At 45.9% G+C, this 18,561-nt stretch carries 14 protein-coding genes; 2 read left to right on the top strand and 12 right to left on the bottom strand.

Annotated elements, in window-relative coordinates; genetic code table 11:
* Position 1: 1 nt before the first annotated feature.
* The 12 genes from K339_RS0102890 to K339_RS0102835 all read right to left on the bottom strand — a co-directional run bounded on the left by K339_RS0102890 (position 2) and on the right by K339_RS0102835 (position 13,261).
* On the bottom strand, positions 2–1,036 hold the full coding sequence (locus K339_RS0102890; RefSeq protein ID WP_028522264.1) for a GntR family transcriptional regulator: 1,035 nt from the start codon (positions 1,034–1,036) through the stop codon (positions 2–4).
* Positions 1,033–2,514, bottom strand: a complete 1,482-nt coding sequence (locus tag K339_RS32430; RefSeq protein WP_037299069.1) for an FGGY family carbohydrate kinase — start codon at positions 2,512–2,514, stop codon at positions 1,033–1,035. Before K339_RS32430 ends, K339_RS0102890 begins: the two co-directional genes overlap by 4 nt.
* Positions 2,515–2,642: 128 nt before the next feature.
* Positions 2,643–3,623 carry an ABC transporter permease gene (locus tag K339_RS0102880; protein ID WP_028522263.1) on the bottom strand — a complete coding sequence of 327 codons (981 nt, stop codon included), beginning with the start codon at positions 3,621–3,623 and terminating at the stop codon, positions 2,643–2,645.
* Positions 3,624–3,750: 127 nt separating this feature from the next.
* Positions 3,751–5,256, bottom strand: a complete 1,506-nt coding sequence (locus K339_RS0102875) for a sugar ABC transporter ATP-binding protein (RefSeq protein ID WP_028522262.1) — start codon at positions 5,254–5,256, stop codon at positions 3,751–3,753.
* A 20-nt stretch (positions 5,257–5,276) separates the two neighbouring features.
* Positions 5,277–5,885, bottom strand: a complete 609-nt coding sequence (locus tag K339_RS0102870) for a DUF2291 domain-containing protein (RefSeq protein ID WP_028522261.1) — start codon at positions 5,883–5,885, stop codon at positions 5,277–5,279.
* A 1-nt stretch (position 5,886) separates the two neighbouring features.
* The gene (locus tag K339_RS0102865) at positions 5,887–6,744 is read right to left on the bottom strand and encodes a D-ribose ABC transporter substrate-binding protein (protein ID WP_229598686.1); all 858 of its coding nucleotides are present in this window, start codon (positions 6,742–6,744) and stop codon (positions 5,887–5,889) included.
* A 200-nt stretch (positions 6,745–6,944) separates the two neighbouring features.
* On the bottom strand, positions 6,945–8,342 hold the full coding sequence (locus K339_RS0102860) for a DUF1593 domain-containing protein (protein ID WP_028522259.1): 1,398 nt from the start codon (positions 8,340–8,342) through the stop codon (positions 6,945–6,947).
* A 77-nt stretch (positions 8,343–8,419) separates the two neighbouring features.
* Positions 8,420–9,385: a transketolase family protein gene (locus K339_RS0102855; protein ID WP_028522258.1), complete on the bottom strand. Its 966-nt coding sequence runs from the start codon at positions 9,383–9,385 to the stop codon at positions 8,420–8,422.
* A gap of 158 nt (positions 9,386–9,543) precedes the next feature.
* Positions 9,544–10,431 (bottom strand): transketolase, encoded by an 888-nt coding sequence (locus tag K339_RS0102850; protein WP_084332089.1) that lies wholly within the window; start codon positions 10,429–10,431, stop codon positions 9,544–9,546.
* Between the two features lie 3 nt (positions 10,432–10,434).
* Positions 10,435–10,779, bottom strand: coding sequence for a four helix bundle protein (locus K339_RS0102845; RefSeq protein WP_229598685.1), 345 nt, complete (start codon positions 10,777–10,779; stop codon positions 10,435–10,437).
* Positions 10,780–10,929: 150 nt separating this feature from the next.
* Complete coding sequence (locus K339_RS0102840; protein ID WP_028522255.1) at positions 10,930–12,330, bottom strand: L-fucose/L-arabinose isomerase family protein; 1,401 nt, start codon at positions 12,328–12,330, stop codon at positions 10,930–10,932.
* A gap of 166 nt (positions 12,331–12,496) precedes the next feature.
* Positions 12,497–13,261 carry a DeoR/GlpR family DNA-binding transcription regulator gene (locus K339_RS0102835; RefSeq protein ID WP_028522254.1) on the bottom strand — a complete coding sequence of 255 codons (765 nt, stop codon included), beginning with the start codon at positions 13,259–13,261 and terminating at the stop codon, positions 12,497–12,499.
* A gap of 518 nt (positions 13,262–13,779) precedes the next feature.
* Here K339_RS0102835 and K339_RS0102825 point away from each other — a divergent pair.
* A complete protein-coding gene (locus tag K339_RS0102825; RefSeq protein WP_157607456.1) occupies positions 13,780–16,953 on the top strand; it encodes a SusC/RagA family TonB-linked outer membrane protein in 3,174 nt (1,057 codons plus the stop codon).
* Between the two features lie 87 nt (positions 16,954–17,040).
* Positions 17,041–18,456 carry a RagB/SusD family nutrient uptake outer membrane protein gene (locus K339_RS0102820; RefSeq protein ID WP_028522252.1) on the top strand — a complete coding sequence of 472 codons (1,416 nt, stop codon included), beginning with the start codon at positions 17,041–17,043 and terminating at the stop codon, positions 18,454–18,456.
* Positions 18,457–18,561: the final 105 nt, after the last annotated feature.

Below are 18,561 nucleotides of genomic sequence, written 5' to 3'. Positions count from 1 at the left end.
ATCACAAGGAAGCCCTGAGCGTGAGGTAAAACGGCACTTCTATGTATTCCTTCGCATTGTTGAGAATCAGCTCTGCGGTTTTCTGTCCCATCAACTCAAAATCGGCCGAAATAGTCGTAATTCCGTCGAGGATAATGCGCTTGAGGGGGGTGTCGTTGTAAGAAATGATGCCCACCTCCTGCCCTACTTTTAGGGTTGAAGCCAACGCCTTCTCTACCAGCACAATCAGGTCATTTTCGGTAATACTGATATACACTTCCCCCGCCCGAATGGGTTCATTCACAATACCACTTATTACCTCAAAATCAAAGGAATACTGATGGCAAAAGAGCGACAAGCCTTCCAGAATTTCTTTGGGATGGTGGGATTCTTGCGGAAAAATAATGTTGATTTTTTGGTACTTCGACAAGGCTTCTAACGCCTGTTCGAGGGCGTTGTAAATGTCTTTTTCAAAGTTTTGGCACACTGAACCGTACTTGCCCTTTATTCCCTCAATCGGTTTATCGACGACAATCACCTTCTCGCGGGGAATCGTATTGTTAATGACTTCGTGGGCTTTCTCTCCTCCCTCGGTAAAGTGCGGAATGATGACGTAATGCGTGTAGTCGTGGCTATTGGTTTGGAGGAGTTTTTTAAAATAATTGAAGTCGTTGTTATAAATGTAAAAATCAATCGTAACGCGCTCTCCTAATGCCGATACGAGCGCATCGTAGATGATTTTTTTGTGCGCATTCAATTTATTGACCAACAAAAAAATCTTTGGATGCGGATGAATCACCGTACTTTTGACAAAATATCCTTTGCCAGGAACGGAGTCAAGCATTCCAATTTTTTTGAGGTACTTATAGCCTTTTTCGGCCGTATCCCGCGAAATATCCGATTCAAAACTCAGTTCGTTAATCGACGGTAAAATCTCGTCTTTTTCCAACTCTCCTTTGCCAATGGCCGTCAAAATAGAATTGGCTACTTGCAAGTATTTAGGAGTTGCCGAATAGCAATCTACGGAAATGAGTTCGATTAAAGGTCTTTTTTTCATTGCATTTTTACGTTGGTCAACCAACCTTCATAATCGCCCGCAATCGTGGCATTAGCAAGGTTGGGTTCAAGGTACGTCTTGTTGCTGTGCAGCTGGGCAATTTCTTCTATCGACGCCCAAAGCCCACTCCCAAGTCCCGACAAATAGGCTGCTCCTAAGGCCGAAACATCGGCAAGACCGATGGTAGCGACGGGTTTTGCCAACAAATCAGCCAAAAATTGCACCACAAAACCGTTGGAAGTCATTCCTCCGTCCACCATTAGTTCTTTGAGTTCTATTTCGGTATCCGACTCCATCGCCGAAATAATATCTTTGATTTGGTACGGAATTGACTCCAACGCCGCCCGAACGATGTGGTTTTTGGAACTTCCGAATGTCAATCCTGAAATCGACGCTTTGCGTTTCATGTTCCAATGGGGAGCACCCAACCCGCTAAATGCAGGCACGAGATACACCCCGCCGTTGTTTTCTACCGCCCTTGCCATGGCCTCGGTTTCGCGACTGTCTTGTATCAAACCTAGTTCGTTTTTGAGCCATTCGATAGTAGCACCACACGTTACAATAACTCCTTCTAAGGCATAATCTACTCGTCCTTCAACGCTCCAACAGACCGTGGTCATCATGCCTTGGGTTGAGTTTTTGCGCTCGCTGCCCACGTTCATCAAAATCGAGCAACCTGTTCCCAAAGTAGCTTTGGCCGTTCCTGAGGTGAAACATCCCTCTCCAAAAGCGGCCGCGTGGCTATCGCCAATCATGGCCGTAATGGCTACGGGAGTGTCAAAAAGTCCTTCAAAATCGGAAGCACCAAACTCAAACGCCGAGGGTTTTGGTTCGGGCAAATGGACGTTAGAAAGTCCAAATGCTTCCAGTAATTCGGCATCCCACGCAAGGGTATCTAAGTTAAAAAATAACGTGCGGGAAGCATTGGTATAATCCGTCAAAAACTGTCGTCCTTGGGTGAGTTTGAACAACAACCATGTATCGACCGTTCCGAAGTAAGCGCGTCCTTCGGCAATGGCAGTTTTGACGATTTCAACGTTTTCATTGAGCCACATTACTTTTGTTCCCGAAAAATAAGGGTCAATAATTAAACCCGTTTTTGAGCGAACACTCTCTTCTAACCCTTTGCTTTTCAACGATTCACAAACTTGCACGGAGCGTTTACACTGCCAAATGACAGCGTTGTGCAACGGTTGTCCGTTCTCATCCCAAAGCACAAATGTCTCGCGTTGGTTGGAGATACCCACCGACTGAATATCCGCTATTTTTCCTCCTTTTGACGTAAACGCTGCCACGCACTTCCGTACCGAGGTGAGTACGTTTTGATAAATTTCTTCGGGGTCTTGCTCGGCAAAACCTTCGCCAAAATAATGCGTTTTTAAAGGTTCCGATGCCCGTGCAACGGCATTGCCCGCTGCGTCAAAAATCAACGTTTTGGTGCTGCTCGTGCCTTGGTCGATGGAGAGAATATAAGCCATTTTTGAAGTTTATTTAAACCACAGAAAGCACAAAGAAATGCAACACAAAGTTCACAAAGCAGTTCTTTGAACCCAAGTATGTGGTGTGGCTAGCCCTTCCAAGGTTTAGAACCTTGGAAGGGTTCCACTTATCCATTTTTAGAATTTACTTTGTCAATAATAACGGCCAAGAGAATCACAAAACCTTTGACGACTTGTTGCCAAAAAGGGGAAACGTTCAACAAGACCAAGCCGTTGTTCAAAACCCCGATGATGATGGCGCCCAACACGGTTCCCCAAATGCTTCCCTTTCCGCCCGAAAGCGAGGTACCGCCAATCACAACGGCAGCGATGGAGTCGAGTTCGTAGCCTGTTCCTGCGTTGGGTTGGGCCGAATCGAGGCGCGAAGTCACCATGAGACCACCTACCGCCGCCAAGGCGCCTGCGATGGTATAGACAATGACCTTGACTTTATTGATGTTGATGCCCGACAAAAGCGACGCATTTTCGTTGCCACCGATGGCGTAGATGTAGCGCCCCAACTTGGTTTTGTCTGACAAAAACACCGCCAATCCTACCACGGTGGCACTGATCCATACAGGTACAGGAACGCCTAAAAACCAGCCCGTTCCCATGTACGCAAACTGCTCGCCGAGACCACTGATAGGAAAGCCTTTGGTCCAAAGCATGGTAAGGCCGCGAGCGACGGTCAACATGGCCAACGTGGCGACAAAAGAAGGGACTTTGAAGCGGGTAATAACAAAACCGTTGAAAAACCCTAACAACGCGCCCGTCAGAACTCCCGCTACAGAAGCCCCTAATAACGTGAACCCAACGTACAGGTTTTGGGAAGGTACTTCAATGCCCATTTTGAACAAACCTGCGGTAATCGCCCCGCACAAGGCCAAAACCGACCCCACCGACAGGTCAATTCCTGCCATTAGCACAACGAGAGTCATCCCTACCGATAAGCAAATGTTGACGGAGATTTGGCGGAGGACGTTCCAAAAATTAGAAACTGTGAAAAATTTATCGGACAACAACCCAATGATGAGGCACAAAACGAAGAGTGCAATCAGGGGTTGTAGCTTGGCTAACCGTTTTTTCTGAGATTCAAGGGTTGTTTGCATATTTTTTCTTTTGTGACATTCATTCTGAAACACATAGAAATCAGTAGAATAAACACATAGAAAATAGAGTAAAAGCTTTGTTTTCTATGTAAAAATCTAAGTGAACTATGTGTTTGCTTTGTACACCTTATTTCTTTGAAATCGCTGCTTTTAAAAGTTTGTCTTCCGTGGCGTTTTCGATGGGTGTTTCGAGGGTTAATTTTCCTTCTGACAACACTAAAACTCGGTCCGAAACCGCAAAAATTTCGGGGAGTTCGGAAGACACCATCAAAATCCCCAGTCCCGACGCCGCCAACTGAAGTATCAACCTATAAATCTCACTTTTGGCGTGTACGTCAATACCGCGCGTGGGTTCGTCGAGGAGTAAAATTTTAGGGTGTGTGGCCAGCCATTTCCCCAAAATTGCTTTCTGCTGATTGCCGCCGCTGAGGTTTTTAATCAATTGCCCCGACGACGACGTTTTTATCCCTAATTCCTGGATGTATTTGTCGGCCAGTTGAGCCTCTGCGTTGTTGTTTAGCACGCCATTTTTTTCGACATGATACCCCAACGACGCCAAGCTAATGTTTTGCTTTACCTCCATGATGGGCACGATGCCGTCTCGTTTTCGGTCTTCGGGCACCAACGCCAAACCTGCTTTTACAGCTTCGACAGGCGACGTAATTTTCACTTCCTGCCTTTCAATGCTCACTTTCCCCGACGTAAGGGCTGGGTGTAATCCAAAAAGTGCTTCAAAAAGCTCCGTTCTACCCGCTCCCATCAAGCCAAAAATGCCCAGAATTTCGCCCCGTTTAAGCGTAAACGACAGATTATCAAGCACCAACTCAGGACGTTTGGCCGAGCGTTTGAGTGAAAAATGCTGAACGCTCAACAATTGGTCTTGGGAAACCGACAACGCAGGCTTTTGATGAACAAAAATCTCCCGTCCTACCATTTTTTGAATCAGTTGATCCTGATTGATTCCTGCCATTTCGCCCGACTCAATCGACTTGCCATCGCGCAACACAATGTAGCGGTCGGCAATCCGAAACAACTCGTCGAGTTTGTGCGAAATGTAGGCAATGGTTTTATTTTCTTGCTTCAACTCATTGATGATGTCAAACAACGTTTCTACTTCTTGGTCGGTAATGGCCGAGGTCGGTTCGTCCATGATAATCACTTGAGGGTTGAGCAACAGCGCCTTCGCAATTTCAACCAATTGTTGTTGCCCTACTTTCAGTTCATTCACTTGGGTATCAGGGTCAACGTCCAATTTGAGTTTTTTGAGCAACTCAGTGGTCGTTTGACGCATTTTTTTCTTATTGAGCGCCCCCCAAATCGTCTCTAATTCTTGTCCCAAAAAGATATTTTCGGTGATACTCAGGTATGGTATCAGGTTGAGTTCTTGGTGGATGATGGCAATTCCTGCGTCTTGGGCTTCTTTGGTGCCTAAAAAACGGACGGGACGTCCGTTCCACAGGAGTTGCCCTTCGTATTCTTGATAAACGCCCGACAAAATCTTCATCAAGGTGGACTTTCCTGCGCCATTTTCCCCCAAAATAGCGTTGACTTTCCCCTCATGGAGTTCGAGGCAAACGTTGTCGAGGGCCGTGACGCCTGAGAATTTTTTGGTGATATTTTCGGCAACTAACATATAAAACCTATTGCGGTAAATTATTTTAACGACGCTGGAATCACCTCAATTTCAGCCAGATTCAGGTGTTCTTTATTAAGGGCAACTGCCCCCGCAAACTGCACCATATCACCTTCTTTGGCTTTGGGACGAAACGGAAATACTACCGATGCTCGAATGAGTTTATTCAACTCCGAGGAAACGTTGTTGATGTCGGCAGTTTTGGTAAATTTTGTAATATCAAATTCCCCAGAAGCATCCCGCAAGGCATTGCCATAAATAAATTCCATCGCTAAGGTAAGCTGCTGTTTGGGCGTCTGAATCGTCAGGTCATTCTCATTAATTTTGACAATTTTACCCTGTCCTTTGACCAAAAAATAACGGATGTTCCCAATCGCCGTCGCGTGCGAATAAGTATCAAACGCCTTGTTTTTATCCGTCGAAAGCATAGTCGTCAATTCATCAATATCGGGCGCAGTTTCCAGTTTTGGGCTCAACTGTTTTTCTAAAAAATTCTTGGCAAAACTTGCAGCATCAAACTTCCCCGAAGCCTCTGCTTTTACTTCGTCCAATTTTCTAAAATACACTGAATTGTAGGCCAACAACAGCACCACAGCGCCCCCAATTCCGTACTTGAGCCACGGCAGCATTTTATTGTTCTTTTTTTCCAAAGGCGGCATAGTCTTCGATGTTCTTTTTGGTGACTAATTCTACGGCTACGGGCAGTTTTTGGGCAAACTCCCGCTTTCCTTTCAAGTATTCATCGGCATAAATGGCCGCGGTTTGCGCCATTACTTTCGGAAATTGCATACCAGTAGCAGCTATTTTTCCGTCTTTAATCGCCGAAACCACATCGTCGGCCCCATCAAAACCAAACACTTTTACTTTACTGGCTTTTCCCGCAGCGGCCAAGGCTTGGTACGCCCCCATCGCCATGGCATCGTTTCCACAAAAAACGGCGTCGATATTTGGATTGGCCTGTAAAATCGACTCCATGACGTCCATGGCCTTATTTCGGTCAAAATCAGCACTTTGTTGCGCTACCATTTTGAGGCTTGGATAATTATCCACCACGCTATGAAACCCTTGCGAACGTGCCCAAGTATTGTTGTCGCCCACCAGTCCAAGGAGCTCGACGTACGTGCCTTTTTTGTTGGTTTGTTGTACAAAAAGCTTGGCTAATTCTACACAACCCGAATAGCTATCTGACAAAATCTGAGACGTGGCGGCATCCGTGGCGTTGATTTCACGGTCCATGCAAAACACAGGAACGCCAGCGGCTTTGGCTTTTCGCACGTTGACTACCGAACCTTCAGCATCGGTTGGGTTGAACAAAATAGCACTGTACCCCGATACCAACGCATTTTCAAAGTGGTCGGACTCTAACGCTGTGTTGTTTTGTGAATCAAAAATTTTGGTTTCGTAGCCCAATTCTTTGGCTTTGGCAGCGGCGTTATCGGCCAAAAACACAAACCAAGGGTTGTTTAAGGTCGAAATAATAATCGCCATCTTTTTTGGGGCGTTTGAGTCTTTTTTCTCTGCACAACCAACAAGTAGCAGAAAGAGAAAAAAGCCCCCTAATCGAAGCATAAGCCATGCTGTATTTTTTTCGGACACAGAGTTTCTCGGAGTTTGGCACGGAGTAACACGGAGGCTTATTTGCTGGATGACACTCGTTATTTTTTTCTGATGAAACATACACTCATTGTTTAAGGAAAAACAGTCACAATTACCCGTTGATAACGTGTCAAAGCAGGCGTGCCATTATCGGTGACGGCCAACACAATATGGATAGTTTCGGGTTGAGTTACTTTAGGGGCGACAAACGATGTCTCCGCTTTCTTGCGGTCGGCGAGTTGAATTCCGTTTTTGTTTCCGTACGTACCTGGTTCGGCATAATACATCCAATCGTAACGCAGGCTGTTCCCATCGGGGTCGGTGCTTCCTTGAGCGCTCAATTGTACTTTTCCTCCGCTCTTTGCTTTAAGAAAATTGGCGTGTGCCAACTTCGCAACGGGCGGGTGGTTTGCTTCTTTATAAGGCTTTACGCACCAGTCCATACGGGCCGCAAAATCGTACTGATACGCTTCGCGCCAGCGCCAAATCGTTGCTTGGTTTCCTGTATGATAAACGCTATCGGCACCCAGCACTTCGTCCACGGCATCGGCCCACATCGGGCGGGTTTCGGGTTCGTAAAACCATTTTTGGGTACGTGGGGTGTACAATTCATAACGCCCACCCCAGTTGCCCCAATTGGGATGCTCAGGGTCGCTTAGGCCGTTTTCCATTAAATACAAAAATGTAGGGGTGTCGCCTTCCATCAAAAATTTCACCGCAGGGTATTCTTCGCCCAGCGGCCCGTGGTTTTTGCGGATGTGTTGCTCCAGCCAAGGATTATCAACAATGCTAAAATTTCCTCCCGAAAAACGTCCGTGAAACTTGTCGCCGCTGATGCCCGTCCAGGTAGAATAATGGTACGCGCCGTTGGCGTGAAAACCTGGACTTGCAATGTAAAACAACTGTGGAAAGTTTTTGCGAATCCACGGCCCCGTGTCGTCTTGGTCGGAAATGGTATAAACCCGAAGTTTCGATACAAACTTGGCCACTTCGTCGGGCGTGCGGGTCATTTTTACTTTCCAAAGGGCTTGCGCAAGGCAATTGGCTCCACCCCAAACGGGTATCCACAGCGGGCGTGGGTCGGCTTTATCGGCCTGACGAATAATCCATTCGGAGCCTTCCGAATCTTTTCCTTCGCCAATGGCTTCCATCCCAAATTTGGGAAGTCCTGATTTGATAATACTCAATAAATAGCTGGTTTCGGGAAACCCTTTTTCGTGCAAAAGCAGGTTGCTACGCACTTTGTCGTAGGCATTGACAATTTTACGAATGCTTTCGGGAGCAACGCGCTCACGCTGGTGAACGGAGGTCGTGGCCACAATCCCTTCAATATCCCATTGATTTGAATAGACTAAAAATCGCACCATCGACTCGGTGTCGTCGGGTTCGTTTTCAATGTCGGTCAGCACCAATACGCGCCTCTTTTCGGGAGTTTGGGCGTAGAGTTGGCTGGCGACCAACAGCAGCATCAAGGTAAGTAGGCGTTTCATTTGTTAAGGTTTAGGTACTTTTTTGCGTCGGAGACGCGATTCCATTGGGGTTCCCAAATTGTAGTTTGGGAACAGCGTTAAGCACTTTCAATCAATGCTTTTGCACGACCCGCGATTCCGTTTTCTGAGATTCCGTAATGATTTAAAATCTCCACTTGTGAGCCCGTAACGGTGTATTCGTCGGGGATTCCTAAAATATCAAAAGGTTTTGCGAAACGGTTTTTTAGCAACCACGAGGCGCAGGCTTCGCCCAAACCACCGTTTACGCTGTGTTCTTCTACCGTCAAGATAGCGTTGCACGATGCTGCCAATTCAGCCAGTAGTGCTTCATCCAAAGGCTTGATGGTGTGCATACTTACTACTGTGGCTTCGATGCCATGTTCAGCCGAAAGTTTTCGCGCGGCTTGCAAAGCGGGGTAAACCGTTTCGCCGTTTGCGATAATCGCTACGTCGCTACCTTGTCGAACCACCCGTCCTTTGCCAATTTCAAAAGGGGTTTGCTCCGTTTCGTCCAACAAGGGCATGGGTTTCTTTCCAAATCGCAAGTAATAGGGCGCGTCCGACGCGGCCACTTGTTGCACTGCTTGCTCCGTTTCGTAGTTGTCAGCGGGTACAACAATCGTTATGTTATTGATGGCTCGTAACACGGCGAAATCGTGCAAACTGTGGTGGGTAGAGCCCAATGCCCCGTAACTTACCCCCGCACTTATCCCAATGAGTTTCACGGGATTGTTGGAATACGCTACATCGTTTTTGATTTGCTCCAACGCCCGCGCCGTCAAAAAACAAGCGGGAGAAACCGCAAATACTTTCTTCCCCGCCGAAGCCAATCCTGCCGCCATGCCTACTAAGTTTTGTTCGGCAATGCCTACCTCTACGATTTGCGCGGGGTATTTTTTACCAAATGGCACCAATTTCCCCGACCCACGCGAGTCGCTGGTGACAACCACGATGTTGCGGTCGGTCGCAGCCAATGCTTGCAGTGTTTCTGAAAACACGTCCTGATTGGCCCTATTTACGGTATTTTCAACTATGACTTCCAAAGTATTTGAAGTGTGTAAACACGATTAGTTTATGTGACTATCTATTTTCTGTATTCATCTGTGGGCTGTTCCCTCTGTGGTTATCTGTGTGAAATGATTGGTTACGCACAGATAACCCCAGATTATGAGCACAGATTTCCGCAGATTGTACCAAGCCATTATTTTATTGAAGTGACAGTCTCTAATTCCTCCATCGCAATTTTATACTGCTCTTCGGAAGGGACGCCGTGGTGCCATTTGAGTTCGTTTTCCATAAAACTCACCCCTTTTCCTTTCACCGTATGGGCAATGATGACGCTTGGTTTGTCCTTTTCAAAGGGCAAAGCATCAAAGGCTTCTTTCAACGCAACTACGTCATTGCCGTCCACGTGGCGGGTTGCCCAACCAAAACTTTCAAATTTTTTATCCAAAGGCTCGGTATTGCACACATCCTTGGTAGGCCCCGTAATTTGCAAACCGTTCAAGTCCACGATGGCACAGAGGTTGTCCAGCTTGTAATGCGCTGCCGTCAACGCCGCTTCCCAGTTGGAACCTTCGGGCAATTCGCCGTCACCCATCAACGTAAACACCCGATAATTACGGTTATCCATTTTTGCTGCCAATGCCACGCCTGCACTCATCGGAAGGCCATGTCCCAACGCGCCCGTATTCTGCTCTACACCATTTACCTTTCGTGTGGGATGACCAATGTAGTGCGACTGGTATTTACACAGCGTTTCGAGGTCGGACTCAGGGAAAAAACCTTTATCAGCCAATACCACAAACAACGCTTCCACACAGTGTCCTTTGCTCTGAATGTAGCGGTCTCGGTCGGGCGAGGTGAATGTTTCGGGCGAAACGTTTAGGACTTCGTTGTACAGCACATTCAAAATATCAATACACGACAACGACCCTCCCGTATGCCCCGCCTTGGCTTTGTAAATGTATTTGAGGATGTTTCTACGGTATTCCGTTGATTTAAGTGATAAGTGATGAGTGATGAGTGATGAGTCATCGGTCAGCAAGGAATTGTGCAGAGTAAGTGTTACGTCTTTTGTAGCTTCCATTCTTTATTTATCACCTTTAAGGTTTTTCTTTTTTGTCAAGATTGAGCTTCTAATCATCTTCATCAGCTCTTCGGCGTCCTTATAAAGAGAATCATGTTCAATCAGCGTTATGTAGTCAGTTCGATGTAAAATTTCTAACCAGTACTGGGTCTCTCCGATTTCTTTTTGGGAAATTCCCAATTTGTGTACAAAATCTACTCCAGATTCCGCATTAACAGCTTCTCTAACCATTGCCCCTGGATTTGTCCCACACCTAAGAATTTGCTTACTTAACACATATTCATTTTTTTGTGATGTCAGATATTGATACAACCGTACAATTCTAATAGCAAAATCGGTTGATTTCACTCTCAACGGGCTTTCCATATTTGTATTAGCGATACGTTTTGTTAGAGATAAGTAATTAGTGGGGAGTAGGGAGCGATAAGAGTTGAGATTGTTTAGTAAGGGAATTGTGAAGAAATAACCTACTCATCTCTCATCACTTACCTCTCATCACTAAATATGCTGATACACCTCCCAACCCATATAATTCTCCAATGCTTCTTTTAGTATGTCCGCAGTTTTTGAGGCATTCATTACGACGTGGTGTTCAAAACCATTGCGACAAACATATTTCATTAGTCCCTGTAAATCTGAAATTTGCGCTACCGCTCGGTTGCCAAAGGTCGCTAATGGGTCGTTGGTCAGGTCGCCTTCTCCGATGTACGCTTTGATGATTCCTTTCGGGTCATCGGTGCTGATTCTACCGTAGGTCAACGGCATAGCAGGTGTACGGCCATCCAAGGCTCCGTAGGTATTTTCAACCCCTACCGATGTACCCAAAATCGGCGCATTACTAATTTGAATATCAGGCAAAAACGATTTCGCCCAGTTGCCACAGTGGAAAAGCACACACTTATTTTCGTCGTCAGCGTAGTTGTTGTTCCAATCTACCAACGCACTTGGTGAGCCCGACGCCAACTGCATGGCGTACATACTCAACGTGCCAGTCACGTCCACTTCACACGCACTTGGGAGCATGTTTTCGCTCATGATACTCATGCTCGTACACACATTACAGCCGTAGTTTTGCTGCAAGCTCGTCCAGCACTGAATGGCGGTGGCGTCGAGGGCATTTTCTTCCATGATTTCTTTTAGCACCACGTCCAATTTGGCGATTTGAAGCATCGCTTCGTTGGGCGTTTTGCCCTTGGGCGCATAGGCATTGATTGACTCAAGGTGTTTTTTTACTTGTTCGCTATCGGCCGTTAGCTTATTGGCTCTCCCCAAAATCTCCGACAAGTCGAAAGTAGTTACTGTAATGCCGTTGCGTTGTAAGATTTTTTCCGAATAACGTACTGTGTTGAAAGCGCCAGGTCGAGCTCCGATGGCGCCAATCCGAACATTTCTTAGTCCTTTCACCACGCGACATACCGCCACAAAGTCCGTCAAATCTTTCTGAAAAGCTGGCGAAGATGGCAGGCTAACGTGCTGACTCGTAAGGGTATATTTGATTCCGTATTGATACAAATTATTACAAACTGAAATCTTTCCGCACCACGAATCGCGGCGATTGACGACGTTCATCTTCGTCAATTCGTCAGGGTACGCCTGAATCAAAACTGGCACGTTGAGATTGGCCAATTTTAGGGTATCAGCCACGCCTTTTTCATCACCGAAGTTGGGTAAAAGCACCAAAATTCCCATGATTTCTTCGCGGTGGGCCTTAAAAAGTTCCGCGCATTTTTGGGCTTCTTTAAACGTCTCTACTCCCCCCAATTTTGTCGCATTGCTATCCAAAAGGATGGGGGTAAGTTTCAACTGGGCAAAAACATCAATGATTTCCGTTCTTGCTTTTTCGACCAAACTATCAGGGAAAAAGTCCCTGTTTCCGATGATGATTCCGATACTTGCCATGTTGTATAAATTCTGTTCAAATGAGGTTTGTCAGGGCTAAAGCCCCTCTTATGTATCTACTTATCTTCTTCCCACGCCCTGAAGGACGTAGTTAGAAGAACTTATTTCTCCTTTAACTCCATGCTTTAGCATGGGGATGATCAAACAAGGGCTTTAGCCCTGACCGTTACTTCGCAATGATTACTTCAATGTCGTTTTGCTTAAAAAGCTGCAAATGACCGTCTTCGATGCCACTGTCGGTTATCAAATAATTAATCAGCGACAATGCTCCAAGGCTCGCAAAAGCGCTTTTGCCTACTTTGCTCGAATCGGCCACCAAGTAGGTGGTTTCAGCGGCGTCAATCATTGCTTTTTTTACCACTAAATCACTGATACTCGGGTAGGTAAGTCCTGCTTTAAGCGAAATTCCTGCCGTGGCCAAAAACAACTTTTGGACGTGAATCCCTTTAAAAAAATCAGCCGCTTTCTGTCCCGTCAGCGACAACGTCGGTGGTTTAAACTCTCCTCCCGTCAGAATGACTTCGATGTTTTGTTCCGCCCCCAACATCAAGCCAATATTCATGGCATTGGTGATAACTGTCAGACGGCGGTTTCCTTTTATTTTTTTTGCGATTTCGGTAGTGGTACTTCCCGAATCCAAAATAATCGTATCGCCGTTGTCGATATAGTCGAGGCAGGTCGCCGCAATGATTTCTTTCTTGTCCATGTTTTCTTGGTGGGCCAACGAAAACGAGCTTACTTGTTCCCGCACACTTTTCAAGTACGCCCCTCCGTGTTCGCGCACCACAATCCCCTCTTTTTCAAGCTTTTCTAAATCTTGCCGAATGGTTACTTCGGTTACTTTGAACAAATGGGCTAAGTCCACTACTTTGGCAGAGCCGTCTTCGTACAACAACTCTAATATTTTTTCTCTTCTTTGATTTGGAAGCATTGTTTTACTTTTTAAGGCATTTGAACAGATTGATTTCCTTCAAAGAAAAGAAATAATAAGAAAACAAAAAACACAGCCTTACCCCTTTTCTCAACATAAACGCTCCTAATCAGCGGTGTTCGTAGGAGTTGCTATTTTAGAATGGGAACAAAAACCTTTTGTTTTTTGCAAATTTCTAAACAAAACAAAAACAAATGAAAGAAAACAGAAAAATATTTTTATTTTTAATAACAAAACAAAAGACATTTTTATTGAATTATTCAAATATTAATTTTTCTAAAATCGACTTTTTATTTGCAAAAAAGGGCAAAAAAACCACAAAATTACATTTTGTTGCCTAATCTTCGTTTTGCAACAATTTGTACTTTACTTATTCAAAAAACACTATAAACTTTCGTTTACTTTTGTTTTATCAGGACGGTTCAGGACGGGGATACTTTGTCACAAATTTACTTTTGTTTCACTTTTCATTGATTTTATAGTAACAATTCTACATTCCCAGCCTCAATCTTACCACCATGAACCTTTATCTACCCTGTTTGTACCCAAAGTATTCGAGGTACATTTCTTTTGTTTTGCTTTTATTTTGTTTTAGTCAGGCCATTGGCCAAAACAGAACCGTCACGGGAAAAATTACCGACGAAACAGGCAAACCCGTTCCTGGGGTTTCGATTGTGGTAAAATCAACCACGACAGGAACCATATCAAACGCCGAAGGCGCTTACAACCTTTCTGCTCCCGAAAATGCCACGTTGGTGTTTAGCTCAGTGAGTTATGAAACGCAGGAAATCGCCATCAACAAACGTTCAATTATCAACATCTCACTACTACCTTCCAGCAAAATCTTGAACGAAGTTGTTGTGGTGGGCTATGGTACTCAAAGCAAACGTGCCGTGACGGGCGCCGTTGCGTCCATCAACAACAAGCAATTCCAAGACCGTTCGTTTAGCAACGTGGCGCAGTCCTTGGCGGGGCAAGTGGCTGGGGTCAATATTTCGCAAGCACAAGGCGCACCAGGTTCGTCACCGTTCATTAAAATTCGCGGGGTAAGCTCCATTACGGCAGGGACGAACCCGCTGTTGGTGGTTGACGGTGTGCCTTTGGAAAACTTCAACCTCAACATGATTAACCCACAAGACATTGAGTCGGTAGAAGTGCTAAAAGATGCTTCGTCGGCGGCTATTTACGGGTCGCGCGGGTCGAGCGGAGTGGTGATTGTAACCACCAAACTCGGCAAAGCAGGCAAGCCAAGTGTTAGTGTAAACCTCGAATATGGCTCGCAAAAAGTAGCCCGTCAAATCGAAATGATGGATGCGCAGCAATTTATCCGTACCTACGTTGATGCCAAAAACAACGCTTGGATTGCGGCAGGCGGCAAAGCCACTGACGGAAATGCGCTACGCCCTACCTTGTTGAAAATTCCTGAAGATTTCTTGACCAATCCACAGCAATTTGGCGCTGGTACCAACTGGCAAGATGTGATGTTTAGAACGGCACCGATGTACAACGGTCAAATCTCGGTATCGGGTGGGACTGAAAAAACGCAGTACATGTTTTCGGGGGCGTATTTAGACCAAACGGCTATTTTGGACATGAACTACTACAAGCGTTTGGCTCTCCGTTCTAACGTAAAAACGATGGTCACTGACAAATTGACGATAGGCTTAAACTTGGGTGTAACGAGCATTTTTGACCGTACGGAAGGCACAAAAGGTAAAAGCGATGTCATTAGCTTAGGCTTGCAGAGCAACCCGCATTTTCCTGTTTACAACGAAAATGGTAACCTCGGCTACCGCGATCCCAATTCTACTTGGTTCCGTTTTACGGCCTTTGGCGACATGAACCTTTGGCATCCTTACTCGCTCACCCGTGAGGTGGACAAAGGCACCAAATCGTTCAATACTTTAGGAACAGCCTATTTGGAATACAACATTTTGAAAAACCTCAAGTTTCGTACCAGCCTCAGTGGCAACCTTTTCAACACGCGTAACCACTTTTACTGGAACGACAAACAAAAATATGGCTACTCAGCCGTATTGGCTGCACAAGCCAACGCAGGCAACAGCTATATGTTCAACTGGTTGAGTGAAAACACATTGACGTACGACAAACAAATCGGCGACCATTCACTCACGGGTTTGATCGGTTATACATCGCAAAAACAGCGCGACGAAACCATGTACGTAGCGGCCAATAATTTCCCCAACGACTTGGTACACACCCTCAACGCAGGGACGGTGACGGCAGGAAACACCACCGCCAGCGAATGGTCGTTGCTGTCATACATTGCACGTTTGCAGTACAATTTCAACAATCGTTATTTCTTGACAGGAACCATTCGCCGCGATGGAATGTCGCGCTTTGGTGACAACAATAAATGGGGCTATTTCCCATCGGTATCGGCAGGTTGGTTGATTTCGGACGAGGCTTTTATGAGCAGTTTGAAAAATATCAACAACCTCAAACTCCGCGTCAGCTACGGTGTAACGGGTAACAACCAAATCCCGAACTACGGAGCGGTGAGTTTGTTGGCTGCTTCCAATTATGTGTATGGAAGCACCATGAACAACGGCTTGCGCGTCAGCAGCATCGCCAATCCCAATTTGAAATGGGAAAAAACCAACATGTTTAACCTCGGTTTGGATGTGGGCATATTGAACAACCGTATTTCGGGTTCGGTAGAATTTTATAACTCCCTTACCCGCGACATGCTCCTGTTTGTTCCCGTGCCTGACATCACAGGTTTTTCAAGCCAGTTGACCAACATTGGTAAAATGCGTAACCGTGGGATTGAATTGAACATTTCAACCAAAAACACCGTAGGCGAATTTAAGTGGACGACGGATTTTAACTTCTCTCGCAACCGCAACAAAGTACTTCAACTCGGCTCAGGCAACGCGCCTATCCAGTACGTTGACAACGTCGTGACGGTTCGGACGGAAGTAGGCCAACCCGTTTCTAACTTCTACGGATATATTTTCGACGGGGTGTTTAAAAACCAAGCCGAAGTGGACGCCTATCCGCACCACGCCAGCACTACCCCAGGCGACCCGAAAGTACGCGACGTAAACGGCGATGGCAAAATCACCGACGCCGACCGCACCATCATTGGCAACAACCAACCTGACTTCATTGCGGGAATGACCAACACCTTCACTTACAAGGGCTTTGACTTATCGTTTATGCTTCAAGGATCATACGGCGGCGAAATCGCCAACAACAACATCCGTTACTTAGGAACGTGGGACAACGGCCGTAACTTCTACGCAAGCATGTACAACTACTGGCGCTCCGAAAGCGACCCAGGGGACGGCATTCACTTCAAACCCAACGTAAGTTACCAAGGGTTGCAAAAGCAGTTTTCGTCGTATTGGGTAAGCGATGCTTCGTTCTTGCGCATGAAAAACATCCGCGTTTCGTACGCCATTCCGAGCAAGCTATTGAGCAAGATGAACATGAAATCAGCGCGGGTATATGTCAACGCCGAAAACGTGTTTATCCTTTCGAAATACAAAGACGGCTATGACCCTGAAAACACCACTTACGGCACGACTTCGTACAGTAGCAGCATGGAGACTTCGGGCTCATACACCAGCGGAAATGCGCCCGTTCCTGGTGCTTTCCAAGGCGTTGACTACGGTTCATACCCACTTCCACGCGTGATTACAGTAGGTGTCAAGGTTGATTTTTAATTTCATTTACCACATAGTGATTAATTTCTATGTTTTCTACTGTGAAAATCGTCTATGTACCTATGTGGTAATAAAAAACATAACACAATGAACAAGTTCAAACACATATTAGCAGTCTGCCTCACAGGAATGGTGATGAGCAGTTGCAGCGATTCTTTTCTTCAATTAGCGCCTGTTTCCAATCCCAACGCAGGGAATTTTTTCAAAACAAAGGCTGACTTTGACTTGGCTTCCAACGCCGCTTACGCCACCCTTTACACGATTTATAACCCCGAAGGGCCTGTTTCATATACGGGTGAATTGATGGGCGACAACGTGACAATTCTGAACATTTCAGGAAACATGGCCGATAAATGGCAGTTTCGCGATTATACCCTCGCGCCTGCCAATACGATGGTGTATCAGTTTTGGCAAGATTTTTACCGCTCTTTGTACAACATTAACATTGTACTCGATAAAATCGAAACGGCCGACGTGGACGCAGCCTACAAAGACAAAGTAAAGGGTGAAATGATGTTTTTACGCTCCCTTTATTACTTCCAAATGGTGCAGATTTGGGGTGAGATTCCGCTTGTGACTAAGCCCATCACAGCCGAAGAAAGCTACGGCGTGTTGCGTTCCCCCGTTACGGAAGTATATGCTCAAATTGTCAAAGACTTGCAGTTTGCGGCAAGTAAACTTCCATTAGCCTCGGCAGCAGGAGCAGGAAAAGTATCAAAAGGAGCGGCACAAGCGTTGTTGGGTAAAGTGTATTTGACCATGGGAGATAAAACCAACGCTGCGACTGCCTTAAAAGAGGTAGTTAATAGCGGTCAGTACCAATTGCTTCCCAGCTATGCGACACTTTGGGATGCCAAAACAAAAAATACCAAAGAATCTATTTTTGAAATTCAATACTTGGGAGGGTCGTCAACGGCTCCTTTCAGCGACTATTACCTCGGCTTTTTCCCCAACTCCAACGCCCTTGGTTTTTACGGAAGTGGCATGAACCAAGTGGTTGATGATACTTGGAACGAATACGAAACAGGCGACGCACGACGTGTTGCTTCAATTGATACGGGTTTTACGGATGCCAAAGGAACATTTACAAAGGTAAAATTTCCTAAAAAATGGCAAGACAAAACGGCTCCTATCATCGGACAACGCATTGCGGCCAACAACAACTTTATGGTATTGCGCTATGCCGACGTGCTGTTGTTGTTGACCGAAGCTACGGGAGATGCGCAATACCTCAACCAAGTGAGAAAAAGAGCGGGAGTGCCAGAGTTTGGTACAGCCGCCTATCCTTCAAAATACAGTACCATCGAAGCCGCTACCGAGCACGAGCGCCGCGTAGAGCTTGCCTTTGAATTTCAACGCTGGTTTGACCTCAAACGTACCAATCGCGCACTCACCGTGTTGGCGGCCAAGGGCAAAAGTGTCTCTCAAGCTAAATTGCTGATTCCAATCCCTAACGTAGTCAGAGATCAAAACGGTAAAATTACCCAAAATGCAGGGTATTAAATCATAGAGTTGCAAGTAGGAGACGCTGGCTAAAATCTTTGAAATTCAGAGCGTTTTAACCAGCGTCTCTCCCCCATTTAACCACCTTAACTAGCCTCCGTTTTA

Origin of the sequence: Runella limosa DSM 17973 (genome assembly GCF_000482465.1) — a bacterium.
Lineage (GTDB): Bacteria > Bacteroidota > Bacteroidia > Cytophagales > Spirosomataceae > Runella > Runella limosa.
Note: the sequence above shows the minus strand (reverse complement) of the source record. Positions and strands in the feature narration are given on the sequence as shown.